At 71.7% G+C, this 23,750-nt stretch carries 24 protein-coding genes; 18 read left to right on the plus strand and 6 right to left on the minus strand.

Translation table 11 applies throughout. From position 1 onward, the window contains the following. Nucleotide 1 precedes the first annotated feature (1 nt). Nucleotides 2–1,396, plus strand: a complete 1,395-nt coding sequence (locus tag ACBR40_RS13755; protein ID WP_371248900.1) for a S10 family peptidase — start codon at nt 2–4, stop codon at nt 1,394–1,396. On the opposite strand, the gene ACBR40_RS13760 is transcribed toward ACBR40_RS13755, so the two are convergent. The 5 genes from ACBR40_RS13760 to ACBR40_RS13780 all read right to left on the minus strand — a co-directional run bounded on the left by ACBR40_RS13760 (nt 1,355) and on the right by ACBR40_RS13780 (nt 5,672). After that, a complete protein-coding gene (locus ACBR40_RS13760) occupies nt 1,355–2,173 on the minus strand; it encodes a hypothetical protein (RefSeq protein ID WP_371248901.1) in 819 nt (272 codons plus the stop codon). The two genes, ACBR40_RS13755 and ACBR40_RS13760, sit on opposite strands and share 42 nt — an antisense overlap. Nucleotides 2,174–2,241: 68 nt before the next feature. Next, nucleotides 2,242–2,664 (minus strand): peptidase inhibitor family I36 protein, encoded by a 423-nt coding sequence (locus tag ACBR40_RS13765; protein ID WP_344213629.1) that lies wholly within the window; start codon nt 2,662–2,664, stop codon nt 2,242–2,244. 109 nt (nt 2,665–2,773) lie between these two features. Then, entirely contained in the window at nt 2,774–3,544 is a 771-nt protein-coding gene (locus ACBR40_RS13770) for an SDR family NAD(P)-dependent oxidoreductase (RefSeq protein ID WP_371248902.1), read from the minus strand. Then, nucleotides 3,541–4,554, minus strand: coding sequence for a DUF4432 family protein (locus ACBR40_RS13775; protein ID WP_371248903.1), 1,014 nt, complete (start codon nt 4,552–4,554; stop codon nt 3,541–3,543). Before ACBR40_RS13775 ends, ACBR40_RS13770 begins: the two co-directional genes overlap by 4 nt. Then, complete coding sequence (locus ACBR40_RS13780; protein WP_371248904.1) at nt 4,551–5,672, minus strand: DUF4185 domain-containing protein; 1,122 nt, start codon at nt 5,670–5,672, stop codon at nt 4,551–4,553. Before ACBR40_RS13780 ends, ACBR40_RS13775 begins: the two co-directional genes overlap by 4 nt. A gap of 133 nt (nt 5,673–5,805) precedes the next feature. Between ACBR40_RS13780 and ACBR40_RS13785 the strand changes: the two genes are divergently transcribed. From ACBR40_RS13785 to ACBR40_RS13810, 6 genes are all read left to right on the plus strand, one after another. Then, nucleotides 5,806–6,810 carry a hypothetical protein gene (locus tag ACBR40_RS13785; RefSeq protein WP_371248905.1) on the plus strand — a complete coding sequence of 335 codons (1,005 nt, stop codon included), beginning with the start codon at nt 5,806–5,808 and terminating at the stop codon, nt 6,808–6,810. Nucleotides 6,811–6,896: 86 nt separating this feature from the next. Further along, on the plus strand, nt 6,897–7,832 hold the full coding sequence (locus ACBR40_RS13790; RefSeq protein WP_371248906.1) for a teichoic acid biosynthesis protein C: 936 nt from the start codon (nt 6,897–6,899) through the stop codon (nt 7,830–7,832). A gap of 45 nt (nt 7,833–7,877) precedes the next feature. After that, nucleotides 7,878–9,488, plus strand: coding sequence for an ABC-F family ATP-binding cassette domain-containing protein (locus ACBR40_RS13795; RefSeq protein ID WP_371248907.1), 1,611 nt, complete (start codon nt 7,878–7,880; stop codon nt 9,486–9,488). A gap of 144 nt (nt 9,489–9,632) precedes the next feature. Beyond that, on the plus strand, nt 9,633–10,352 hold the full coding sequence (locus tag ACBR40_RS13800) for a hypothetical protein (RefSeq protein WP_344213615.1): 720 nt from the start codon (nt 9,633–9,635) through the stop codon (nt 10,350–10,352). Between the two features lie 104 nt (nt 10,353–10,456). Beyond that, a complete protein-coding gene (locus tag ACBR40_RS13805) occupies nt 10,457–12,286 on the plus strand; it encodes a hypothetical protein (RefSeq protein WP_371248908.1) in 1,830 nt (609 codons plus the stop codon). 82 nt (nt 12,287–12,368) lie between these two features. Then, on the plus strand, nt 12,369–13,478 hold the full coding sequence (locus ACBR40_RS13810; RefSeq protein ID WP_371248909.1) for an NlpC/P60 family protein: 1,110 nt from the start codon (nt 12,369–12,371) through the stop codon (nt 13,476–13,478). A 19-nt stretch (nt 13,479–13,497) separates the two neighbouring features. Here the strand turns inward: ACBR40_RS13810 and ACBR40_RS13815 are convergent, their stop codons facing one another. Beyond that, nucleotides 13,498–13,992 carry an inorganic diphosphatase gene (locus ACBR40_RS13815; RefSeq protein WP_091081296.1) on the minus strand — a complete coding sequence of 165 codons (495 nt, stop codon included), beginning with the start codon at nt 13,990–13,992 and terminating at the stop codon, nt 13,498–13,500. Between the two features lie 80 nt (nt 13,993–14,072). Between ACBR40_RS13815 and dacB the strand changes: the two genes are divergently transcribed. The 11 genes from dacB (at nt 14,073) to ACBR40_RS13870 (ending at nt 23,720) form a co-directional block, all read left to right on the plus strand. Further along, on the plus strand, nt 14,073–15,500 hold the full coding sequence (dacB, locus tag ACBR40_RS13820) for a D-alanyl-D-alanine carboxypeptidase/D-alanyl-D-alanine-endopeptidase (protein ID WP_371248910.1): 1,428 nt from the start codon (nt 14,073–14,075) through the stop codon (nt 15,498–15,500). Between the two features lie 24 nt (nt 15,501–15,524). Continuing rightward, the gene (locus ACBR40_RS13825) at nt 15,525–16,601 is read left to right on the plus strand and encodes a zinc-dependent metalloprotease (protein WP_364460625.1); all 1,077 of its coding nucleotides are present in this window, start codon (nt 15,525–15,527) and stop codon (nt 16,599–16,601) included. A gap of 25 nt (nt 16,602–16,626) precedes the next feature. After that, nucleotides 16,627–17,628 (plus strand): tRNA lysidine(34) synthetase TilS, encoded by a 1,002-nt coding sequence (gene tilS / locus ACBR40_RS13830; RefSeq protein ID WP_371248911.1) that lies wholly within the window; start codon nt 16,627–16,629, stop codon nt 17,626–17,628. A gap of 10 nt (nt 17,629–17,638) precedes the next feature. Continuing rightward, a complete protein-coding gene (gene hpt, locus ACBR40_RS13835; RefSeq protein ID WP_329588489.1) occupies nt 17,639–18,190 on the plus strand; it encodes a hypoxanthine phosphoribosyltransferase in 552 nt (183 codons plus the stop codon). A 249-nt stretch (nt 18,191–18,439) separates the two neighbouring features. After that, nucleotides 18,440–20,440 (plus strand): ATP-dependent zinc metalloprotease FtsH, encoded by a 2,001-nt coding sequence (gene ftsH, locus ACBR40_RS13840; protein WP_344213602.1) that lies wholly within the window; start codon nt 18,440–18,442, stop codon nt 20,438–20,440. After that, entirely contained in the window at nt 20,437–21,042 is a 606-nt protein-coding gene (folE, locus tag ACBR40_RS13845) for a GTP cyclohydrolase I FolE (RefSeq protein ID WP_051112430.1), read from the plus strand. The genes ftsH and folE overlap by 4 nt, the downstream gene beginning before the upstream one ends. A 118-nt stretch (nt 21,043–21,160) precedes the next feature. Next, nucleotides 21,161–21,967 carry a dihydropteroate synthase gene (folP, locus tag ACBR40_RS13850; RefSeq protein WP_344214076.1) on the plus strand — a complete coding sequence of 269 codons (807 nt, stop codon included), beginning with the start codon at nt 21,161–21,163 and terminating at the stop codon, nt 21,965–21,967. After that, the gene (locus tag ACBR40_RS13855; protein ID WP_020540842.1) at nt 21,964–22,410 is read left to right on the plus strand and encodes a nuclear transport factor 2 family protein; all 447 of its coding nucleotides are present in this window, start codon (nt 21,964–21,966) and stop codon (nt 22,408–22,410) included. The genes folP and ACBR40_RS13855 overlap by 4 nt, the downstream gene beginning before the upstream one ends. Continuing rightward, nucleotides 22,400–22,765 carry a dihydroneopterin aldolase gene (folB, locus tag ACBR40_RS13860; protein ID WP_371248912.1) on the plus strand — a complete coding sequence of 122 codons (366 nt, stop codon included), beginning with the start codon at nt 22,400–22,402 and terminating at the stop codon, nt 22,763–22,765. The genes ACBR40_RS13855 and folB overlap by 11 nt, the downstream gene beginning before the upstream one ends. Next, nucleotides 22,762–23,265, plus strand: a complete 504-nt coding sequence (gene folK / locus ACBR40_RS13865; RefSeq protein WP_344213597.1) for a 2-amino-4-hydroxy-6-hydroxymethyldihydropteridine diphosphokinase — start codon at nt 22,762–22,764, stop codon at nt 23,263–23,265. The genes folB and folK overlap by 4 nt, the downstream gene beginning before the upstream one ends. Continuing rightward, nucleotides 23,262–23,720: a DUF3180 domain-containing protein gene (locus ACBR40_RS13870; RefSeq protein WP_344213595.1), complete on the plus strand. Its 459-nt coding sequence runs from the start codon at nt 23,262–23,264 to the stop codon at nt 23,718–23,720. The genes folK and ACBR40_RS13870 overlap by 4 nt, the downstream gene beginning before the upstream one ends. Nucleotides 23,721–23,750 lie beyond the last annotated feature (30 nt).

A 23,750-nucleotide genomic window follows, 5' to 3' on the forward strand; every position in this document is an offset into this window, starting at 1 on the left:
GGTGACCACCTCCCATTCCCTCCCCTCCGGCCAGACGTACACCGCCGTGACCGGCACGATGGTGCTGCGCGAGGAGGTGTTCACCGAAGGCAGGTTCGACGGGCTCCGGCCGAAGGCCGAGGTCTTCGTGACGGCGTACACGCTGGACGGCGCCGACCCCGCGAGCCGGCCCGTCACCTTCGCCTTCAACGGCGGGCCCGGCTCGTCCAGCGTGTGGCTGCACCTCGGCGTGCTGGGGCCGCGCCGGGTGGTGATGGGCGACGCGGGAGCGCTGCTGCCGCCCCCGTACGGGCTGGCCGACAACGAGGAGACCCTGCTCACGGTGAGCGACCTCGTCTTCATCGACCCGGTCTCCACCGGCTACTCGCGGGCCGCCGAAGGGGAGAAGGCGGAGCCGTACCACGGCTTCACCGGCGACCTGGAGTCGGTCGGCGAGATCATCCGGCTCTGGACCACCAGGAACGGGCGCTGGATGTCGCCGAAGTTCCTGGCCGGCGAGTCGTACGGCACGGTCAGGGCGGCCGGCCTCGCCGACCACCTGCAGTCGCGCTACGGCATGTACCTCAACGGCGTCATGCTGATCTCCTCCGTGCTCGACTTCATCACCGGCGACTTCAACCAGGGCAACGACCTCGCCTACGCCCTCTACCTGCCGACCTACGCCGCCATCGCCCACTACCACGGGCTGCACGGCGACCGGCCGCTCGCCGACGTGCTGCGCGAGGCCGAGGAGTACGCCGCCCGCGACTACCCGTGGGCGCTGGCCCGCGGCGCCCGCCTCACCCCCGAGGAGCGCGCGGCCGCCGTCGCGAAGATCGCCGCGCTGACCGGGCTGAGCGAGGACTACGTCGACCGGGTGGACCTGCGCGTCGAGCACATCAGGTTCTTCACCGAGCTGCTGCGCTCGCGCCGCCAGGTCGTCGGGCGGCTCGACGGCCGCTTCGTCGGCTGGGACCCCGACGCCGGGCGCGAGCACTTCACGGCCGACCCCAGCATGAACGCGATCATGGGGCCGTACAGCGCCGCGCTCAACCACTACCTGCGGACCGAGCTGGACTACGCGAACGACCTGCCGTACGAGCTGCTCACCTCGCGGGTGCACCCGTGGTCGTACAAGGAGTTCGAGGGCGCGCACGTGCAGGTCGTCGACAAGCTGGCGGCGGCCATGCGGGCCAACCCGCACCTGCGGGTGCACGTGGCCTGCGGCTACCACGACGGCGCGACGCCGTACTTCGCGGCCGAGCACAGCTTCGCGCACCTGCCGGTGCCGCCCGAGCTGGCGGGCAACGTCGAGTTCGCCTACTACGAGGCCGGGCACATGATGTACGTCCACGAGCCCAGCAGGCTGCGCCAGTCAGCCGACCTGGCCGCTTTCGTGCGCGGCGAGAACGGCTGAGGCCCGCCGCAGCCGGTACGCCAGATCGGCGCGGAGCGCGGCGAAGCGGGCGGCGTTGTCGCGGACGAGCGCCCGCTGCAGCGCCGCGTCGGCCGCGTGCCAGGCGGCGACCAGGCCCGAGGACTGCTTGCACCGCGTGTCGGCGACCGCAATGCGTTTCTCGTCCTCGGTGACGGCCGGCTCGTCGAGGTTCCAGCGGCTGTCGGTGATGGCCGCCTCGGGCGACGGGTAGTCGTGGCCGGCCCGGCTCATGCACGCCCGCCAGCGGCCGGCCGCCGCGACCACCTCGGGAGCCTTGGCGGAGCGCTCCAGCGTGAGCACGTCCTGGCGGGAGAGCCACGGCCAGTCCGCCTTGCGCGCGCCGCGCTCCAGGACGAGCGAGGCCCGGTCCAGGCAGCCGCGCCGCTCGCCGGCGCCGTACAGGTAGCTCTGCGTGGCGGCGGGCAGCTCGGCCCAGGCGGCGGTCGTGTCGGGGGACGGCGGGCGGGCGAGGTGGTAGCCGTAGCGGCCGGCCGCTGCGGTGTCGGTGACGCCGTAGCGGCGCGAGTTGCCCGGGTCGAGCGCGGCGATGAGCGCCGCGTCCTCGGCGGGCGGCTCGACGGCGACGCCCCGCTCGCGCATGCACCGCGCCACCAGCAGGTTGTGCGCGTTCCCCAGCGTGGCCCGCTGCTCGGGGGTGGTCTTGTACGCGTCGAAGGGCAGCGTCAGCGGCGTGGTGGTGCTCACCGGTGCGGCTGGCTCCTCCGCCCCGCAGGCGGTCACGGCCAGCAGTGACATGCCTGCGAGAAGAGCGCGACAGCCGGTTCCCAGCGGCCAGTTCCGGGAACCGGCGCCTGCGTTCACGGTCAGCGGCACCAGATGTCGAGCGAGCTGGCGCGGTTGTTGCCGATGGCGTTGTTCTCCAGGAACCCGTCGTTGGAGTTGTGGGTGAAGGTGCTGTGCGCGCCCGTGTAACCCGGGTGCTGCCAGAGCGTGGCGCTGCAACCGACGCGGTTGCGCACCGAGCTGGTGTCGTTGTCGATGCTTCGCCAGGAATTGCTGAAGTCCCAGTTCAGCCAGTTGTTGTCGGCGAAGTTCGCGTCGTCGGCGACGAAGTCGCGCCAGAGGTCGGTCTGCCCGCGGTTGTAGTCGAAGCCCGCGTACAGGCAGACGCGCCCGCCGTAGCAGGTCGAACGGGGGCTGGCCAGCGCGCTCGCGGCCGGGGCGGCCACGGTGAACAGGGCGGCGGCCGCCACGACGAAGCCGGCGGCCTTTTTGCTGAGCCTCACGAGGGTCTCTCCTTCTGTCGGGTGGGTTGTCGCGACCACCCAATCGCGGGAGTGACCTGTGAGTTCTCGGCGTTGACGCAATTCTTGCCATTCAGGAAAGGAAAAACGCCTATTCGGGGAGCGCGGCCGGGTTCTGCGCCAGCAGGCCGCCGTCCACGCGGTGCTCGGCCCCGGTGATGAACGACGAGCGCGGCCCGGCGAGGAAGGCGACCAGCTCCGCCACCTCCTCCGCCCGCCCCACCCGGCCCAGCGGATGCGCCCGCCCCCACTGCCGGACCTGCTCCTCCTGCGACAGCTCGCCCCGCCACAGGTCGGCCGCCCAGCGCAGCATCGGCGTGTCCACCGACCCCGGGCACACCACGTTGACCCGGATGCCGTCGGCCGCGTGGTCGAGCGCCATGGCCCTGGTCAGGCCGTTGATCGCGGCCTTGCTCGCGGTGTAGGCCGCCACCTGGGCCTGCGAGGAGAACGCCTGCACCGACGACATGAGCACGATCGAGCCGCCGCCGCGCTCCCTGAGCCGGGGGACGGCGGCCTTGCAGGTGAGGTAGACGCCCTTGAGGTTGATGTCCAGGACCTCGTCCCAGACCTCCTCGGGGGTGTCCTCGACGGTGCCGTAGCGCTGCACGCCCGCGCAGGTCACCACGACGTCGAGCCCGCCGAACCTGGACACGGCCAGCTCCACCAGGTCGCGCATCTGGGCGGCGCGCCGCACGTCGGCGACCTGGCCGACGACCCGCTCGCCGTCGCACTCGGCATCCTGGTCCACCCCGCAGAACACCACGGACGCGCCTGCGGCGGCCAGCCGGTCGACCACCGCCCGCCCGATCCCCGTCGAGCCGCCCGTGACCAGCGCCACCTTGCCGTCGAACTCGCTCACGCCAGCACCTCCGCGCGCATCCGCAACCTCTTCGTCTCGTGGGGGCCGAGGGCGAGGGCCGTCCCGTTGGCCACCGCGGCGGCGAGGCCGTCGGTCGGCAGGCTGGAGAACGGTTCGAGGCCCACCGTGTACGCCCGTCCCCACCAGGGGTAGCCGGTGGACGCGCCCAGCTCCTGCCACATCCACAGGTAGGGGAGGAGCGTGGCATCCCACTCCACCCGCATGCCGATATTTTCGGAAATTTCGTACCAACCTGTGTCGCCGAAGCCCGTCACGTACACGATGTCGCTCGGCGACCCCGGCTCCTGCACCACGCTCAGATCCGTCACCCCGCCCGCGTCGGCGGGGACCAGCGGCCACTCCCACGGCCCGCCCGCGCGCACCCGCCGCCCGCCGGCGCCGATCGCGCTCGCGTGCGGGATCACCCGCACGCCCTCCGGCAGCCTGATCCTGGCCCCCGGGCGCAGGAACGGCCGGCCGTACACGATGTGCTGACCCCACATCGCGTGCAGCGGGACCGGGGCGTCGTTCGTGGCCGCCCCCTCGACCTCCAGCGCGGCCGTGCCCGCCCGCAGCCGGAGCACCTTCTCCAGCCGGTACGGCAGCCGCCGCGTCCGCACCGCGAGCCGGACCGCGACCTCGTCCTCGCGGTCGGCGACGATCTCGTACGACCACGGCAGCCCCGCGACCTCCCCGTGCTGGGCCAGCCGTGCGCCCTCGTACTCGCTGGGCGCGCCGCCGTTCGGGAAGACCTCCTGCCAGCCGCCCTCGTAGTGGTCCACGAACTGGGCGACGTCGTCGGCCGCGCCCTGGAGGTGGTCGCGCGGGCTGCGCAGGCCCTGCGGCGAGAGCCAGACGAAGTCGGTGTCGGTGGGCTTGTGCAGGAACTCCACCACGTCCCCGCCCTTGTCGACCAGGACCGTCACCCGCAACCGCTCGTTCTCCAGCACGACGGCCCGCAGCCCGTCGACCGTGACCTCCCGCAGCCGAGCTCCCCAATTGCGTCTCACTCGAAGGTCACGTCCAGGAAGCGAGGGCGGTAGATGGTGACGTCGCGGTAGTGGTCGGTGTTGACGAAGCTGTTGACGTTGTACGACACCACGAGCCCGTCCCCCGCTACGTCGGGATGGGCGTGGGCGTTGTAGGTGAAGATGTTCCCGCCGGTCTCGGGCGTCGTGTAGACGTGCTGCCTGCCGGTGAACGGCCCGGCGGGGGAGCACGAGGTGTAGGCCACGATGTTGGGGCTCAGCGGCTCGGACGTGTCATGCGTGATCAGGACATATGAGGATCCGACCTTGGTGACGCTGTACTCGTTCGCCACCCCGCTCATGATCCGCGCCGAGTCGGTCTCGTTCCGCGACCAGGTGCCGTCCGCCGTCAGGAACTCCCACGTCCCCAGCAGGCTCTGCCCCCGCACCCGCGCCAGGTGCATGTACTTCGGCGAGCCCAGGTCCTCGACCCCGTACACGTAGGTGTAACCGCCGTCCTTGAGCGTGGCGGAGGCCCAGGCGACGCCGTGCCCCGAGGGCAGGTCGTGCACGCTGATCGGCCGCTCCAGCCGTCCCGGGGCGAACCTGGCGACCACGTTGCGGTGCCAGCGCCAGTCCCACGCGCCGGTGCCGAAACGCTCGTACTCCTGGTAGGTGGCCTCGACGATGCCGCCCGCCAGCGTCGCGTCGCCGGCCCAGTACCAGTGGTTCTCGTCGCGCGGCGGCATCACGGCCGTCGGCTCGGCGGCGGTGCCGTCGTGGATGGTGGAGAGCCGGCCGTCGCGCTCGACGGCGAAGGAGTTGTTGAGGAAGACCGTCGTGCCGCCCTCCTCGACCACCGGCGGGCGCGAGCCGTCCGGGTTGACCCGGCCGAGGAAGGTGTCGGAGAAGATCCACAGCTCCTTGCCGCTCGGCAGCCGGAGCGAGTAGGTGCCGTCGGCGCCGGTCCAGTCGTCCAGGCGGCCGTTGTCGTTGCCGTACGCGGTGAACAAATTGGTCAGCCGGGCGTCCGTGGTCGCGCCGGCGACCACGGCGGGGGTGCAGGCGGCGGGGGGCGCGGCGGCGGCCGGGAGCGGCACCGCCGTGAACCCGAGCAACGCGATGGCCAGGGGTGCGAGGGCGGGACGGGATCGCGTCATGGTGGTTCCTAGGGGGGTGAGGTTCCCTACAGTTCTAGTCATTAGATCACTTGCTGTCCAGGGTCCCCCGGCTTCTCCCGAGTAGCTGCTAGCTTTGTGCGCTTTGACAGGAAAAGTTGGTGAGGTTGACTCGATGCGGCGATTGATGTGGTTGGTGGGGTTCTGGGCGATGGCGGGGTGCTCAGTCCTGCCAGGGATCGGGCCGAAGGCGCAGGCCCCGACCGCATCGCCCACCAGCACGCCGGCGGCCTCGGCCGGGCCCGGCACGCCCGAGGGGATCGCCGCGTTCCTGGCGGCCTACGTCAAGCGCAACAACGCCGCCAACAAGGCCATGAGCGCCAAACTGCTGGCGGGCTACGAGGGCGGCTCCAGCCTCGCCATCGACAAGGCGGGCTACCTCTCCCAGCTCAAGCTCGGCGACCGCGACCATGTGCCGTTCGGCTACACCCAGCCCACTCCCACCGTGACGGCCGTCAAGGGTGGGGGCTGGTTCGTGACCACGGCGTACTGGAAGGGCAAGAAGGAAACCGCCAAGGAGCCGACGTACCTGCTGTTCGCCCGCGACGGCGAGTCGTGGCTGCAGATGTACGCCCCCGACGTCTTCAGCGACCAGGCCGTGGACGAACTCCCCGAGATCGCGAAGGACGCCTCGGGAGCGGCCGTGGAAGTGGCCCAGGCCGATGCCGCCGGGCTGATGATGTCGCCCGCCGCGTTCGCCAGGAGCTACGCCGCCCACCTGGTGGGCAAGGGCGCCGCGGCGTCCAAGAGCCGCTTCGCCGCCGACCGGCTCACCACCGGCGCCGCGAGCACCCGCATCAAGATGGCCCCGTACGCCAAGCTCACCGAGAGCGCCCGCCCGGCCGCCGCGTATCCCTCCTACGCCGTGCGCACGGCCGACGGCGGAGCGCTCGCCTTCACCACCGTCGAACGGACCCGGCGCTATGACGTACGGCAGGGGCCGCAGCGCAACTACGTCCAGCAGAAGAACAGCGGGTTCCTGCCCGGCAAGTACTACACCTACATGAAGTTCACCGAGCTGATCCAGATCGTCGCCCACATCCCGCCGAGGACGGCCGGACCCGGCCAGGTCGAGGTGATCGGTTCCTACAGCGGCATCACGTCGGGCAGTGGCCGCTAGCGCGGCGAGATCGTGCTTTTCGCAGTCTTTTCCGATCTTCGCCCACTAGGGTGTTGACTCCGCGAAACACCCCGAGTGGAGGTCACATGTCGTTGAGCCGTCGCGGTCTGCTCACGATCGGCGCGGGACTCGCCGCGACCGTCGCCGCGGGCACGTCGCGTGCCTCGGCCGCCGCCGGCCGCTTCGACCTGGCCGCGCCCGCCACCCAGCTCATCTGGAAGAAGGCCCTGTACGACGAGACCGTGCTGCAGTCGTTCGCCTTCGACAACCCGAAGGGGCACATCTACGCGGTCCAGCTCAAGAACGGCGCCGCCTCGGCCGCGGCCGGCGACCTCTGCCTGACCAGGCTCAGCCTGTCGGGCGCGGTGCTCGGCCACATGTATCTCAAGGGCTTCGGCCACGGGGTGCAGATCGGCGTCGAGTCGCCGGGCGTTCTCTGGACGGAGACCGACGCCGCGCCCGACAGCTCGGGCGCCATGTGGGGCAGGCGGCTGGCCCGCTTCTCCTTCGCCGACGGGCGCACGCTGACGCCGTCCTCCTCCGGCGTCACCACGTACACGCTGATCTCCGGCGCGACCAACACCACCTGCGCGATCGACCCCTCGACCGGCCGCCTGGTCATGCGCTACCTGCTCGACGGCCAGATGCGGTACGCGGTCTACGCGCTGTCGGCCGTCAAGGCGGGCGGGAAGGACAAGCTGTACGACGTCGCGCAGCCGTCCGGGCTCGGCGTCTTCCAGGGCTACGCCGCCTACGGCGACTATCTCTACCTGCTGGACGGCACCGCCTACAGCGCCTCCAACCCCGCGCCGGGCAACACCTACATCACCTGCGTCGACCTGCGTACCGGGGAGCAGGTGCAACGCTCGCTCACCCAGGCCGGCAAGTCGCTCGACCACCGCGAGCCCGAGGGCATGGCGATCCAGATCGTCTCGGGCGCTCCCCGGCTGTGCCTGGGCCTGGCCTCCGGGGCGTCGGGGGCGCGCAGGGCGAGCATCTTCTACAAGAGCGCGCTCGTGTAGAAAAATCGGATGCGAGGGGCGGAAGCGCCCGGATAGCCTGCGCGGGTGGGCCACGTCGAAGTAGGACATCTGACATACGTGCTGCCCGACGGGCGCCCTCTGCTCAACGACGTCTCCTTCCGCATCGGCGAAGGCGTCAAGGCGGCACTCGTCGGGCCCAACGGCGCGGGCAAGACGACGCTGCTGCGCCTGATCGCCGGCGACCTCCAGCCGGTGGACGGCTCGGTCACGAGCTCCGGCGGTCTCGGCGTGATGCGCCAGTTCATCGGCAGCGTGCGCGACGGCAGCGGGGTGCGCGAGCTGCTGCTCGGCGTCGCGCCGCCGGCCGTGCGGCAGGCCGCCGAGCGGCTCGACGCGGCCGAGCTGGCGATGATGGAGCGCGACGACGAGAAGACGCAGATGCGTTACGCGCAGGCCATCGCCGACTACACCGACGCGGGCGGCTACGAGATCGAGGTGCTCTGGGACACCTGCACGGTGGCGGCGCTCGGGGTGCCGTACGAGCGGGTGAAATACCGGGACGTGGCGACGCTGTCCGGCGGCGAGCAGAAGCGGCTCGTGCTGGAGGCGCTGCTGCGCGGCCCCGACCAGACCCTGCTGCTCGACGAGCCCGACAACTACCTCGACGTGCCCGGCAAGGAGTGGCTGGAGCAGCAGCTCAGGGAGACGCCGAAGACGGTGCTGCTGGTCAGCCACGACCGCCAGCTCCTCGCCAACGCCGCCGACCGGATCGTCACGGTCGAGTCCGGCGGGGTGTGGATCCACGGCGGCGGCTTCGGGACGTACGCCGAGGCGCGCAAGGCCCGCAACGAGCGCCTGGACGAGCTGCGCCGGCGCTGGGACGAGGAGCACGCCAAGCTCAAGACCCTGGTCAACATGTTGAAGAACAAGGCCAGGTACAACGACGGCATGGCCCCCGCCTACCACGCGGCCCAGACGCGGCTGCGCAGGTTCGAGGAGGCGGGCCCGCCCGAGGTGGCCCCCGCCGAGCAGAACATCCGGATGCGGCTGCGCGGCGGACGCACCGGCAAACGCGCGGTGATCTGCGAGCGGCTGGAGCTGACCGGGCTCATGCGCCCGTTCGACCTGGAGGTCTGGTACGGCGAGCGGGTCGCGGTGCTCGGCTCCAACGGCTCGGGCAAGTCCCACTTCCTGCGCCTGGTCGCCGGCGAGCCGGTCGCGCACGAGGGCGTGGCCCGGCTGGGCGCCCGCGTGGTGCCCGGCCACTTCGCCCAGACCCACGCTAGGCCCGATCTGAGAGGCCGCACCCCGGTCGAGATCGTCATGACCGAGCACGCCCGGCTCAAGAACGAGGCCATGAAGGCCCTCGCCCGCTACGAGCTGGCCGGCCGGGTCGCCGAGCAGCGGTTCGAGACGCTGTCCGGCGGCCAGCAGGCCCGGCTGCAGATCCTGCTGCTGGAGCTGTCCGGGGCGACGCTGCTGCTGCTCGACGAGCCGACCGACAACCTCGACCTGGCCAGCGCCGAGGCGCTGCAGGCGGGGCTCGACGCCTTCGACGGCACGGTGCTGGCGGTCACCCACGACCGCTGGTTCGCCGCCGACTTCGACCGCTACCTCGTCTTCGGCTCCGACGGCAACGTCTACGAGTCGCCGCAGCCGGTGTGGGACGAGACCAGGGTGGCGCGCCCGCGTTAAAGAGTTGGTACGGCTGGCGCGTGTCACCGCCGGCCGTGCCCATGCGCGGGTTATCACGGCAAAGTGATCCCACGCAGCCGAACCGTCAGCCTTCTCGCACTCGGGGCGATCTGCCTCGCGGCGTGCTCCAGCGAGAAGCAGCCCGTGCAGGAGCTCAAGCCTCTCGCGCTCAAGGAACAGGTCTCGACCATCGCCAAGTCGGCGGACGGGTACGCCGTCAGCTGGGCCGGCGTGCTCAGCAACGCCAACCCGTGGCACTTCGGCGAGCACGTGGTGGCCACGATCGTCGGCCAGGACGCCAAGGGCGCGGAGGTCGTCCGGCTGGACCAGCCGCTCGACGCCGTGCCGCCGGGCGGGACGCTGGAGTTCACCGGCCAGGCGACCGCCGCCGAGCGGCCCGCCAAGGTGTCGATCCAGTACCGTCCCGCGCAGTGGCGGCAGGCGGCGCGGGTCCCGTCCGCGTTTCAGCGGTTTCCCGTCACTCGGGTGCAGACAATGCGCCAGAAAGACGGTTCTTACCTTATTACGGGATATGTGGGGAATCCGTACCAGCTGGTGGCCGGAAGTCTGGTGGTGAACGCGCTGCTGCGCGACAAGGCGGGCAAATTGCTCGGCGGCGGCAGCACGTTCGTGGACGACGTCAAAGCCGGCAGCCCGCCCCGCTTCATCCTGACCGTCTCGGGGCTGCCCCGCGGCACCGACGTGGCCAGGACCGACGTCACGGCCCGTACGTGGGGCTCCACCGGGCGGCCCTTCGAGGACCTGGCGCTGGCCGGGGCCGTGCCGGTGCACACGGTGAAGCCGACGACCGAGCCGTTCGCGGAGGATCGGCGCACGCAAATCATTGCGGATACTCAGCAATAGATACCGAAAAATCGGCATGTAATTCTTGGTGGTAGCGCGACAAGCGATGCCATCGGCGCGGAAACGGTAGAACTATTAGTTACCAATCCATTACCCTCGGTCATATGAACGACCGCAACCTGGTGGAAGCCCTTCGCGCCCGCGATCCCGGAGCCCCAGCCGTGCTCTACGACGCGTACGCGGAGGGCGTCTACCGCTACTGCCGGTCCCTCCTCCGCGACGCGGACGCCGCCCAGGTGGCGCTCCGCGACGCGCTCATAGCCGCCGAGGCACACGCCGACGCCCTGGCCGAGCCCGCCCGGCTGCGGTCCTGGCTGTACGCCCTGGCCCGCGCCGAATGCCTCCGCCGCCGCACCGCCACCACCCGCACCCCACCCTCCTCGACCCCGCCCAGCTCCGGCGCGGCCGGCTCGGGAGCGGCAGGTTCGGGGGCGGCCGGCTCGGGCTCGCCCGGCTTCAGCCCGCCCTCCTCTGGCTCGCCCTCCTCGGGCTTGCCCGGCTCCACCCCGCCATCCTCGGGCTCGCCGGGCTCCGCCTCGTCGGGCGCCGGTCCGCGATCCCCAGGTTCACCCGCCCCCGTCTCACCTGCCCCCGTCCCGCCCGCCGCTGTCCCGCCCGCCGCGGGCACGTCCGCCTCTGCCGCACCAGGCGCCGGCGCGCCCGACGCCGAGTGGACGCCGGACGCCGAGTGGCCCTTGGACGAGCTGCCGGACGGCCCGGGGGACTCGCGGCTGCAGATCATGGCGTGGGACGCCGTGCACAGCCTGCCGCCCGCCGACCGCGAGCTGCTGGAGCTGACGATCCAGCACGAGCTGCCGGACGCCGAGCTGGCCCTGGTGCTCGGCATCCCCGGCCGCCAGGTCGAGCCCGCGCGCGATGCCGCGCTCCGCCGCCTGCGCGACGCCATCACCGTCGAACTCCTCGCCGGCCAGGACCCGGGCGACTGCCCGCGCCGGGCCGCCATCCTGAGGGGCTTCTCCGGCCGCCTGACCACGGAGAAGCGCGAGCGGCTGGTCCGCCACCTGTCGGAGTGCGCGATCTGCGCCCCGCGCCGGGGCCGGCAGGTCGCCGCGGCCAAGGTCTTCGAGCTGCTCCCGAAGCCGGAGCTGCCCGACGCGTTGCGACTGCGGGTGCTGAGCTGCTTCGCCGACCCCGAGCTCGCGCCCTACCGCCGGTACGTCGCCCGCCGCACCTCGCGCCTGGGCGTCGCCGGGTTTCCCCTCCCCCAGAAGAAGGCGGCTCGGCGGTGGCCGAGGGCGCTGGCGTGCCTCCTGGCGGCGGTCGGGGCCGTGGTGGCGATAGCGGTCATCCTCCAGGGGCTCGGCCGGGACGGCGTCGTCTCGGACGTGGCGACGGCCGCGTTCCCGCCCGCGGGCGAGCCGCCCGCCGTACGTCTGCCCTGGCAGGACCGCCCCGAGGACGCTCCCGTGACCGTGGAGCCCGTCGCGAACGCCACGGGCATCCCGGCGGCGGCCGAGCCGGCCGCCGTCGTCACGCGCTCCGCGCCGACCGGCCGTCCCCCTGCCGCCGGCGACCCGACGGAGCCGAAAGCCGGTCCGCCCGACCGCCGGCCCGGCGATCCCGCCGCCGCCGAGCCGCCCAGCCCGATCGATCCCGGCGATCCACAAAATCCCGGCAATCCCCGTGACCCCGGCAACCCGCACGGCCCTCGCGGCCCGATCCCGGGCAGCTCGGCCACGCCCTCGCACCACGGCCGGCCCGACCGCCCCTGCCGGGGCCGCTTCCGTCCGCACTGCCTGCCGCCGCGGCCGACCCCGACGGTCACCGAGGCGCCGACGCAGCCTCCGACACAGGAGCCGACCACGCCGCCGACCACGGCACCGCCCGCGTCCTCGCCCGAGCTGCCGACCACGGCACCGACCGCGCCGACCACGACAGCCACCGCCGAGGAGCCGTCGGCCACGACCCCGTGACCCGGGCCGCTCCGTCACGTTACGTGAGTGAAACAGGTGGGAATCGTGTGCATAGAGTCACCATTGTTTCCGGGGGGGACCTATGCGCACGATTCGGGCCACGCTGCTGACGGGCTGCCTCCTGGTGGCCCTGTGCCCGGCCGCCCACCCCGAGCCGCGCCCCGGCACCCACGACCTCCGCAAGGCCCGCCAGACCGTACGCGAACGCTCCCTCGCCCTCGCCACCACCAGCGCCAGGCTGGCCACGGCGCAGTCCCGGCTCGCCACCCTGGCCGCCCACGTGGAGCGGCTGGTCGAGGCGTACAACGGCCAGCTGGTGAGCCTGCGCGCCGCCGAGGACAAGGCCCGCGAGACCCAGGCCCGCCTGGCCGCCGCCGACGCCGAGGTCGAACGGGCCAGGCAGCCGGTCGCGCTGCTCGCCGCCGAGGCGTACGGCGGACTCGGCATGCTGGGCCCGATCCTCGGCCTGCTCACCGACCACGGCGACGACGAGGGCGCGCTGCACCGCGCGAGCGTGCTCGGCCAGCTCAGCGGCGAGCGGGCGGCGATGCTCGCGAGGCTCCGCGACGCCCAGCAGGTGGCCGCGATCCTGCGGACGCAGGCGGCGGAGGCGCGGGCGGAGCAGCAGGTGATGGCCGAACGCGCCCGCGCGGCGAAGGACGCCGCCAGGGAGGCGGTGGAGAGTCAGCGCCGCGAGACGACGGCGTTGCGGGCCCGCGAGCACCGCCTGCAGCGCAGGGTGGACGCCGCCCGCACGCGGGCCGACCTGCTGGCCAGGCGGCGGGCGGTGGCCGCCTCCGCCGCCGGGCTGATGACCGGCGGCTCGGCGATGGGCGACGTGGCGGCCGACTGGGCGCTCACCCAGCTCGGCAAGCCGTACGTGTGGGCGGCCGACGGCCCCGCGACCTTCGACTGCTCGGGCCTGACCATGCGCGCGTGGGAGCGGGCCGGCGTCGCGCTCGACCACTGGACGGGCACCCAGTGGACGGCCGGCCCGCACGTCCCGCTCGACCGGCTACGCCGCGGCGACCTGCTGTTCTTCGCGCACGTGACGAGCGACCCGAGCACGATCCACCATGTCGGGATCTATGTGGGCCGCGGCCTGATGGTGCACGCCCCGCAGACCGGCGACGTGGTGCGGGTGGCCTCCATCTGGCGGGGGGACCTGGTGGGCGCCACCAGGCCCCTGTGAAACGCGCCCCATGAGCGTGTCAGTGATGCCCGCCGGACTCCTTGAGCCGCTGGAAGGAGCGCTCGATTTCGGCCTCGGCCTCGGCGCGGCCCACCCAGTTGGCGCCCTCGACGGACTTGCCGGGCTCCAGATCCTTGTAGACCTCGAAGAAGTGCTGGATCTCCAGCCGGTCGAACTCCGACACGTGATGGATGTCCTGGATGTGGTGCATCCGCGGGTCGGTGGACGGCACGCACAGGACCTTGTCGTCGCCGCCCTTCTCGTCGGTCATCCGGAACATGCCCACCGCCCGGCACGTGATGTAGCAGCCGGGGAACGTCGGCTCCTGGAGCAGCACCAGGGCGTCCAGCGGGTCGCCGTCCTCGCCCAGGGTGTTCTCGATGAAGCCGTAGTCGGCGGGGTACTGCGTGGAGGTGAACAGGAGCCGGTCGAGCCTGATCTTCCCGGTTTCGTGGTCCACTTCGTACTTGTTCCGTTGCCCCTTGGGAATCTCAACGACAACGTCGAACTCCACCGCGGTTCCTCCGCTCAAGCCCCCGGGCACCCCCGGACGGGCGTTAATGTCTCTAGGCGAACACAGGAGAGAGGGCAGACGTGGCGCGGCACGACCGGTTGGTGATGCTGGCCACCCTCGCCGTGCTCCAGGTGCTGACGGTCGTCACCGGCGTGTACGCGATGACCACCGACTTCAGCCTGGGCGCGCTGACGAGGCAGACGTCACCGACCGAGCCGACGGCGTCCTCGCCGGAAGGGTCTCCTCCTCCCGCCCCCGTGGTCACCTCGGGGCCGGTGCTGGCCGGGCTTTCGGTGAAGTCAGGAGGCGGACCTCTCCCGACCAAGGGTACTTTGACGCGACAGCTCACCGACGCGCTGGGTGACGAAGCGCTCGGAAAACGAGTGGGCGCCGTGGTCCTCGACGCGGCCACCGGCGAGCGGATCTTCGCGGCCGGCGCCGACACCCCGATCACCCCCGCCTCCACCACCAAGATCGTCACCTGCGTCGCGGCGCTCGCCTCGCTGGGCCCCGACGCCCGGCTGTCCACCCGCGTGGTGCAGGGCGCGGCTCCTGACACGGTGGTGCTCGTCGGCGGCGGCGACCCGCTGCTGGCCGGCCCGTCGGCCCGGCAGGGCGGCTACCCGAAGCAGGCGAGCCTCGCCACCCTGGCCTCCCGTACGGCCGCCGCGCTCAAGGCCCGCAACGTGAAGAAGGTCACCCTCACCTACGACACGTCTCTGTACACCGGCCCCGCCACGGCCCCCGGCTGGAAGCCCGGCTACATCCCCGAGGGCAACGTGGCCCCCGTCCACGCGCTCGCCATCGACGAGGGCCGCCAGAACCCGCGCTCCAACACCCCGCGCGTGTCCGACCCGCCCGCCCACGCCGCCGCGGCCTTCGCCCGGCTGCTGCGCGGGAAGGGCGTCACGGTGGCCAAGCCGGTCCGGCCGGGCAAGGCCCCCGCCGGGGCCGCCGAGCTGGGCCGGGTCGACTCGGCACCCGTCTACGCGCTGGTCGAGCACACCCTGACCCACAGCGACAACGACCTGGCCGAGGCCCTCGCCCGGCACGTGGCGATCAAGGAGGGGCAGCCCGCGTCGTTCGACGGCGGGACGAAGGCGATCATCGCGGTGCTCCAGCGGCTCGGCGCCGCCCAGGGGGTCGCGCTGTCCGACGCCAGCGGCCTGTCCATCCGCAACCGCATCAGCGCCGCCGCCCTCGCCAAGCTGGTGGCCATGGCGGGCTCGCCGGCCTCGCCCGGCCTGCACGCGGTCGCCTCCGGCATGCCGATCGCGGGGTTCTCCGGCACGCTCGGCAACGGCCGCCGCTTCACCGGCCGCGACAGCCGCGGCCAGGTGGGCCTCGTACGCGCCAAGACCGGCACGCTCAACAACGTCAACACCCTGGCCGGGCTGGCCACGACGAAGGACGGCCGGCTGGTCACCTTCGCCTTCCTGGCCGACCAGGTGCCGGTCAACGCCGAGCCCGTGCTCGACCGGCTCGCGGCCATCGTCGCGCGGTCTTGACCGGAAGCACGTACGGTGGACGGTATGCAGGTGATCGACTGGGATCTGGCCGTCACGACCGGCACGCGCCTCGTGCGCCCCGGTCCTCAAGTGAGCCGGGAGGAGGCCAGGCAGGCCGTCACCGAGCTCCGCACCCTGTCGCGTGAGGCAGAGGGCCACGTACGCGAGTTCACGAAGATCCACACGGAGACTGCGCCGCAGCCGGCGACCATCGTGGACCGGCCCGGCTGGATCAGGGCCAACGTCGAGGGCTTCCGCGTGGTGCTCGAACCACTGACCCAGCGCGTGGGCAACAGCCCCAACCCGCCGCCCGCCATCGTCACCGCCGTGGGCTCGCGGATCACCGGCGTCGAGGTCGGCGCGGTGCTGGCCTTCCTCGCCTCGCGCGTGCTCGGCCAGTACGAGCTGTTCCTGCCGCCCGACCCGACCGGTCAGGAGCCGGCCGGGCGGCTGACGCTCGTCGCGCCCAACATCGTCCACGCCGAGCGCGAGATGGGCGTCGACCCGCACGACTTCCGGCTGTGGGTGTGCCTGCACGAGGAGACCCACCGCGTGCAGTTCACGGGCGTGCCCTGGCTGCGCGAATACGTCCGCTCGCAGATGACCGAGTTCCTGCTGGCCTCCGACCTCGACCTGCCCACGCTGCTCGAACGCCTGCGCGGCGCCGCCGACACGGTCGCCGACGTGGTGCGGGGCGGCGAGGGCAACCTCATCGACGTCATCCAGTCGCCCGCCCAGAAGGCCATTCTCGACCGCCTCACGGCCGTGATGACCCTCGTGGAGGGGCACGGCGACTACGTGATGGACGCCGTCGGCCCGTCCGTGGTGCCGTCGGTGGCCGAGATCCGCGGCAAGTTCGCCCATCGCCGTGAGGGCGGCTCCCGCCTCGACCGCACCGTCCGCCGGCTGCTCGGCATCGAGGTCAAGATGAAGCAGTACGCCGAGGGCTCGGCCTTCGTGCGCACGGTCGTCGGCCGCGTCGGCATGGACGGCTTCAACAAGATCTGGACCAGCGCCGAGACCCTGCCCACCACCCAGGAGATCGCCGACCCCGGCCTGTGGATCAACCGGGTGATCGACACCCCGGCCCTGCCCGCCTGACCCGGAGCGGCCCGGACCCGCGACAATGACGGTCGTGGGCCCACATCCAGCCGTAGCCGACGTCCGCAGAGCCGTACGGGAGGCGCTCGCCGACCTGCCGCCCGAGGCCCTGGTGCTGGCGGCGTGCAGCGGCGGGGCCGACTCCACCGCGCTGGCCGCCGCGCTGGCGTTCACCGCCCCGCGGGCCGGGTTGCGCGGCGGGCTGCTCACCGTCGACCACCGGCTCCAGGAGGGGTCGGGCGAGCGGGCGCGGGCGGTCGCCGCCCAGGGCGCGCGGCTGGGGCTCGACCCCGCGGAGGTGCTCACCGTCACGGTGGGCACGGCGGGCGGTCCCGAGGCCGCGGCCAGGGAGGCCCGTTACGCCGCGCTCGCCGCGGCCGCCGACCGGCACGGCGCCGCGGCCGTGCTGCTCGGCCACACCAGGGACGACCAGGCCGAGACCGTGCTGCTCGGGCTGGCCAGGGGGAGCGGGCCGCGCTCGCTGTCCGGGATGGCGGCGCGGGCCGGTCTCTACCGCCGCCCCTTCCTCGACCTGCCGCGGGCCACCACCGTGGCCGCCTGCCGGGCGCTCGGGCTCGACCCCTGGGACGACCCCCACAACGACGACCCCCGCTACACCCGGGTCCGCGTCCGCCGCCGGGTGCTGCCCGTGCTGGAGGAGGAGCTCGGGCCGGGGGTGGCGGACGCGCTCGCGCGTACCGCGCGGATGGCTCGCGAGGACGCCGACGCGCTCGACGCATGGGCCGATTCGGCCTACCGGGATTGCGCTCTAAGCGATATCGCCGGATCCGTCACCCTCTCGGTGGCGGAGCTGGAGCGGCTGCCGGACGCCGTCAGGCGGCGGGTGCTGCGCCGGGCGGCCATCGCCGCGGGAGCGCCGTCCGGGGCGCTCTCCGCGACGCACGTGCTGGCCGTGGACCGGCTGGTCACCCGCTGGCGCGGGCAGAAGCCCGCCGATCTGCCCGGGGGTCTGAGCGCCGCACGGCGGTATGGCACCCTGATACTCGCCAAGAGTCCCCACGCGTAAGGAACCACAGGTGGACGCTGCCGACATGGGCAATGACCTGGAAAAAGTGCTCATCTCCGAGGACGACCTCCAGGCCAGGATCAAAGAGCTGGCCGGGCGCATCGACGACGATTACGCGGGCAAGGACGTTCTGCTCGTGGGCGTGCTCAAGGGCGCCGTCATGGTGATGGCCGACCTGGCCAGGGCCTTGCACGTGCCCGTGCAGATGGACTGGATGGCGGTGTCGTCCTACGGCGCAGGCACCAAGTCGTCCGGGGTGGTCCGCGTGCTGAAAGACCTGGACACCGACATCTTGAACCGCCATGTGCTGATCGTCGAGGACATCATCGACTCCGGGCTGACGCTGCACTGGCTGCTGGAGAACCTGAAGTCGCGCAATCCCGCCTCGCTGGAGATCTGCACCGCGCTGCGCAAACCCGACGCCGTGAAGGTGCCCATCGACGTCAAATACGTCGGCTTCGACATTCCCAGCGAGTTCGTCATCGGTTATGGGCTCGACTACGCCGAGCGTTACCGCAACCTGCCGTTCATCGGCACTCTCGCGCCCCACGTTTACCGTTAGAACGTTAAGCGTTCTCTCTTGCCACGGCCGGGAACATCGCGCAACGTGACGTACGTTGATAGGGCAAGGCCGGTGTAGCGGGCGGTCCCTCCGCCCGCTCTGCCGGTGTACCTTCAGACTCCGGAAGGGTGACCTTGAGTCCCCTTCGGGTAGTCAGAAGTCGCGGTGCCGGATGCCGCGGCCCCGGGCACGCCCGGGGTTCCAGGCCATGGTCAGGAAGGGACGGGCCCGCAAGGGGTTCCGCATCGGATGGATCTCAAGCGATTTACACGTGGGCCACTGCTGTGGATCCTGGGCATCGTCGTGCTGCTCCTGCTCGTCACCCAGCTGTGGAGTGGCGGCGGAAACTTCAAGCAGGCCGACACGTCCTTGGTGCTCCAGCAGATTCGCGCCGGCAATGTCAGCAACGCCAAGGTCGTCGACAAGGACAACCGCATCGAGGTGACGCTGAAGAACCCCGTCACCGTGCGCAAAGGCGACCAGCCGACCAAGCTCGTCCAGGCCTACTGGGTCACGGGCTACGGCAGCAAGCTGACCGACGAGCTCCAGGCGCAGGTCGACGCCAAGAAGACGGACAGCTTCACCACTGAGGTGCCCCAGGAGAACCTCCTGGTCAGCATCCTCATGAGCTTCCTGCCGATCGTCATCATCGTGCTGATCTTCCTGTTCATGCTGAACCAGATGCAGGGCGGCGGCTCCCGGGTGATGAACTTCGGCAAGTCGAAGGCCAAGCTCATCAGCAAGGACACTCCCAAGACCACGTTCGCCGACGTCGCGGGTGCCGACGAGGCCATCGAGGAGCTCCAGGAGATCAAGGAGTTCCTGCAGGCCCCGGCCAAGTTCCAGGCGATCGGCGCCAAGATCCCCAAGGGCGTGCTGCTCTACGGCCCGCCCGGCACCGGCAAGACCCTGCTGGCCCGCGCGGTCGCGGGCGAGGCGGGCGTGCCGTTCTACTCGATCTCCGGCTCCGACTTCGTCGAGATGTTCGTCGGCGTCGGCGCCTCCCGCGTGCGCGACCTGTTCGAGCAGGCGAAGGCCAACGCCCCGGCGATCATCTTCATCGACGAGATCGACGCGGTCGGCCGTCACCGCGGCGCCGGCCTCGGCGGCGGTCACGACGAGCGCGAGCAGACGCTCAACCAGCTCCTCGTCGAGATGGACGGCTTCGACGTCAAGGGCGGCGTGATCCTCATCGCCGCGACCAACCGGCCCGACATCCTCGACCCGGCGCTGCTGCGTCCGGGCCGCTTCGACCGGCAGGTCACCGTCGACCGTCCCGACCTGGAGGGCCGCAAGGGCATCCTCAAGGTCCACGGCCGGGGCAAGCCGTTCGCGCCCGACGTCGACCTCGACACCATCGCCCGCCGCACCCCCGGGTTCACCGGCGCCGACCTGGCCAACGTGATCAACGAGGCCGCCCTGCTCACCGCGCGGGCCGACCAGAAGCTGATCACGATGGAGCTCCTCGAGGAGTCGATCGACCGTGTCATGGCAGGGCCCGAGCGCAAGACGCGGGTCATGTCCGACAAGGAGAAGAAGATGATCGCCTACCACGAGGGCGGTCACGCGCTGGTGGCGCACGCGCTGCCCAACTCCGACCCGGTGCACAAGATCACGATCCTGTCCCGCGGCCGCGCGCTCGGCTACACGATGACGCTGCCGATGGAGGACAAGTTCCTCGCCACCAGGTCCGAGATGATGGACCAGCTCGCGATGCTGCTCGGCGGCCGCGCGGCGGAGGAGCTCGTCTTCCACGAGCCCACCACCGGCGCCTCCAACGACATCGAGAAGGCCACGGCGGTCGCCCGCCGCATGGTGACCGAATACGGCATGAGCGAGCAGCTCGGCGCCCGCAAGTTCGGCAGCGGCCAGGCCGAGGTGTTCCTCGGCCGCGAGATGGGCCACGAGCGCGACTACTCCGAGAAGATCGCCTCCACGATCGACGAGGAGGTCCGCCGGATGATCGAGACGGCGCACGACCAGGCGTGGGACATCCTGGTCCAATACCGCGACGTCCTCGACAACCTCGTCCTGGAGCTCATGGAGAAGGAGACGCTCTCCCGCGAGCAGGTCCTGCAGATCTTCGCGCCGGTGGTCGTCAAGGAGCACCGTCCGTCCTACGCGGGATACGGCAAGCGCCTGCCCTCGGACCGGCCGCCCATCCTGACGCCGAAGGAGAAGCAGTCGGCCAACGGCTCGCTGACCTCGGGCCACCAGGACGCGCTGCCGGCCGGCGGCGACGGCGTCTGAAGCAAGCACCACCGGAGCACTTTGTGACACAGCACGACGTCGACCTCGCCCGCATCGAGAAGGCCGTCCGCGAGATCCTCGCCGCCATCGGCGAGGACCCCGACCGCGACGGCCTGGTCGAGACGCCCGCCCGCGTGGCGAGGGCCATGGCCGAGCAGTTCTCCGGCCTCGGCCAGACGCCCGAAGACGTGCTCAACAAGGTGTTCGACGTCGATCACGACGAGATGGTGCTCGTCCGGGACATCGAGGTCTACTCGACCTGCGAGCACCATCTGGTCCCGTTCCACGGCCTGGCCCACGTCGGCTACATCCCCAACCAGCGGGGCCAGGTGACGGGCCTGTCCAAGCTGGCCAGGCTGGTGGACGTCTTCGCCCGCCGCCCGCAGGTGCAGGAGCGGATGACGTCTCAGATCGCCGACGCGCTGATGCGCGTGCTGGAGCCGCGCGGCGTGATCGTGGTGGTCGAGTGCGAGCACCTGTGCATGACCATGCGCGGCGTACGCAAACCGGGCGCGAAGACCGTGACCTCGGCGGTCCGCGGCGACTTCCGCACCAGCGACAAGACCCGTTCCGAGGCGATGGCGCTCATCCTCGGCAGGTGAGCCATCCTTATCCACAACCGGGGACCCGCGATGTCAGCAGGTGTGGTGGAACGCCTAGGCTTGGCCCATGACTAGCATGCCCATCAGCGTGCCGGGAGGGGCGGAGCGGTGTCTCGTCATGGGCGTGGTCAACGTGACCCCCGACTCCTTCTCCGACGGCGGCCGCTGGTTCGACGAGGCGGCCGCGATCAGGCACGGCTTCGAGCTGGTCGATGAGGGGGCCGACCTCGTCGACGTGGGCGGCGAGTCCACCCGTCCCGGCGCCGCCCGGGTCTCCCTGGAGGAGGAGCTGGCGCGGGTCGTCCCGGTGATCAGGGCGCTGGCCGCCGAGGGCGTGGCCGTCAGCGTCGACACCATGCGCGCCGAGGTGGCGCGGGCCGCGGTCGAGGCGGGCGCGCGGCTGGTCAACGACGTCAGCGGCGGGCTCGCCGATCCCGAGATGCCGCGCGTGGTGGCCGCGACCGGCGTCTCCTACGTCGTGATGCACTGGCGCGGCCACAGCCACGACATGCACACCAGGGCCGTCTACCACGACGTGGTCGGCGAGGTGCGCGAGGAGCTGAGCAAGCGGGTGAGCCTGGTGCTGGCCGAGGGCGTGTCGGAGCAGCAGATCGTGCTCGACCCCGGCCTCGGCTTCGCCAAGAACGCCGAGCACAACTGGGCGGTGCTGGCCGGCATCCCCCAGCTGGCGGAGCTGGGTTATCCGCTGCTCATCGGGGCGTCGCGCAAGAGGTTCCTGGGGCGGCTGCTGGCCGACCCCGACGGCACACCCCGGCCGTTCAGCAGGAGCGACGACGCCACCCTGGCCGTGACCGCCCTGGCGGCTCAGGCGGGCGCTTGGTGCGTACGCGTGCACGAGGTCGGCCCCAACGCCGACGCGGTGCGCGTGGCCGCCGCATGGACACGAGCGGGAGCAGGCACATGAGCGTCGACACGGCCGCCATCGAGACGGTCAACCAGGAGTTCTACACCGCGATCGAGGGCGGCGACCTCGACAAGATGACCGAGATCTGGGCCGAGGACACCGCCGACGACCAGGTGAGCTGCGTGCACCCCGGGTGGGCGCTGCTGACCGGGCGGTCCGAGGTGCTGCGTTCGTGGGCCCTGATCATGGCCAACACGACCTACATCCAGTTCGTGCTGACCGACGTCAACACCACCGTGCTGGGCGACGTGGCCGTCCTCACCTGCGTCGAGAACATCCTCACCGCCGGCGACGAGGGGGAGGCGAGCTTCGCGGCGGGCAAGGTGGTCGCGAGCAACGTCTACCTCCGCACCTCCCAGGGCTGGCGGCTGTGGATGCACCACGGCTCGCCGGTGCTCCAGGGCGACGACGACGAGGAGGAGGACGGCGAGCTTGAGCCTTGATCGCATCGCGCTCAGGGGCCTGCGGGCCCGCGGGCGGCACGGCGTGCTCCCGGCCGAGCGCGAGCTGGGCCAGGAGTTCGTGATCGACGCCACGCTGTTCCTCGACACCGCGCCGGCCGCGGCCGGCGACGACCTCACGGCGACCGTCCACTACGGCGAGCTGGCCGAGGAGTTGACGCGGGTGGTGTCGGGCGAGCCGGTTCAGCTCATCGAGACGCTGGCGCAGCGCCTCGCCGAGGTCTGCCTGGCGTACGAGCCGGTGGTCAAGGTCGAGGTGAGCGTGCACAAGCCGGCGGCGCCCATCCCGCTGCCCTTCGACGACGTGGTCGTGACGATCGAGCGGAGTCGCGTATGAAGACCGTCATCGCGCTCGGCAGCAACCTGGGCAACCGCTTCCAGATCCTCCAGGGAGCGGTCGACGCCCTGTTCGACGCGCCGGGCCTCAAATTCGTGAAAGCGTCCCCGGTCTACGAGACCGATCCGGTGGGCGGCCCCGAGGGGCAGGACCCCTACCTCAACGCGATCGTGGTCGCCGAGACCACGCTGGAGCCGCGCACGCTCCTGGAGCGGGCGCTCAGCGTCGAGAACGCCTTCGGGCGGGAGCGCGCCGAGCGCTGGGGGCCGCGCACCCTCGACGTCGATCTCATCGTCGTGGGCGAGACCGTCTGCGACGACCCCGACCTGACGCTGCCGCACCCGAGGGCGCACGAGCGGGCGTTCGTGCTGGTGCCCTGGCTGGAGGCCGACCCGGCGGCCGTGGTGCCCGGCCACGGCCGGGTGGTCGACCTGCTGGCCGGGCTCGACCGGCAGGGCGTGCGGCCGCGGCCCGACCTGACCTTGCAGAGGCCCGATTGAGGCCCACGCACCCCGGCCACCTGGTCGGCATCCTCGTCGTTCTCGCGCTGCTCACCTGGGCGCTGCTGCACCGGTTCTATGGCGACATCGCGTGGCTCCTGCCGTGGACCGCGATCCCGACCCTGCTGCTGCTGGCACTCGGCGAGGGCTACAGCGGCTGGATCACCAAGGCCAGGATCGCCCGCAAGCCGGGCACCAAGCCGGTGGAGCCGCTGGCCGTGGCCCGGCTGGCGGCGCTGGCCAAGGCGTCGGCGTACGCGGGGGCGGCCTTCGGCGGCGGGTTCGCCGGCTTCGCGCTGCACACGGTGGGCATCCTCGACCGCGAGACGCCGCGCTCGGAGTTCTTCATCGCCACGGGGTCGTTCGCGGCGTGCGTGGTGCTGGTGGTCGCGGCGCTCTACCTGGAGCACGCCTGCCGGGTGCCGAAGGACCCGGAGGATCAGAAGCCCCGGTAGCGCCGGTCGTCGTCCTGCTCGTCCGGCAGG

The organism is Nonomuraea sp. AD125B, assembly GCF_041402765.1.
GTDB lineage: Bacteria > Actinomycetota > Actinomycetes > Streptosporangiales > Streptosporangiaceae > Nonomuraea > Nonomuraea bangladeshensis.

Bases quoted from the DNA above. Each gene is read 5' to 3' on its own strand.
- ACBR40_RS13760 (WP_371248901.1), bottom strand. From the start codon at position 2,173: ATGTCACTGCTGGCCGTGACCGCCTGCGGGGCGGAGGAGCCAGCCGCA.
- ACBR40_RS13780 (WP_371248904.1), bottom strand. From the start codon at position 5,672: ATGACGCGATCCCGTCCCGCCCTCGCACCCCTGGCCATCGCGTTGCTC.
- ACBR40_RS13785 (WP_371248905.1), top strand. From the start codon at position 5,806: ATGCGGCGATTGATGTGGTTGGTGGGGTTCTGGGCGATGGCGGGGTGC.
- ACBR40_RS13790 (WP_371248906.1), top strand. From the start codon at position 6,897: ATGTCGTTGAGCCGTCGCGGTCTGCTCACGATCGGCGCGGGACTCGCC.
- ACBR40_RS13805 (WP_371248908.1), top strand. From the start codon at position 10,457: ATGAACGACCGCAACCTGGTGGAAGCCCTTCGCGCCCGCGATCCCGGA.
- ACBR40_RS13810 (WP_371248909.1), top strand. From the start codon at position 12,369: ATGCGCACGATTCGGGCCACGCTGCTGACGGGCTGCCTCCTGGTGGCC.
- ACBR40_RS13825 (WP_364460625.1), top strand. From the start codon at position 15,525: ATGCAGGTGATCGACTGGGATCTGGCCGTCACGACCGGCACGCGCCTC.
- tilS (WP_371248911.1), top strand. From the start codon at position 16,627: ATGACGGTCGTGGGCCCACATCCAGCCGTAGCCGACGTCCGCAGAGCC.
- ftsH (WP_344213602.1), top strand. From the start codon at position 18,440: ATGGATCTCAAGCGATTTACACGTGGGCCACTGCTGTGGATCCTGGGC.
- folP (WP_344214076.1), top strand. From the start codon at position 21,161: ATGGGCGTGGTCAACGTGACCCCCGACTCCTTCTCCGACGGCGGCCGC.
- ACBR40_RS13855 (WP_020540842.1), top strand. From the start codon at position 21,964: ATGAGCGTCGACACGGCCGCCATCGAGACGGTCAACCAGGAGTTCTAC.
- folK (WP_344213597.1), top strand. From the start codon at position 22,762: ATGAAGACCGTCATCGCGCTCGGCAGCAACCTGGGCAACCGCTTCCAG.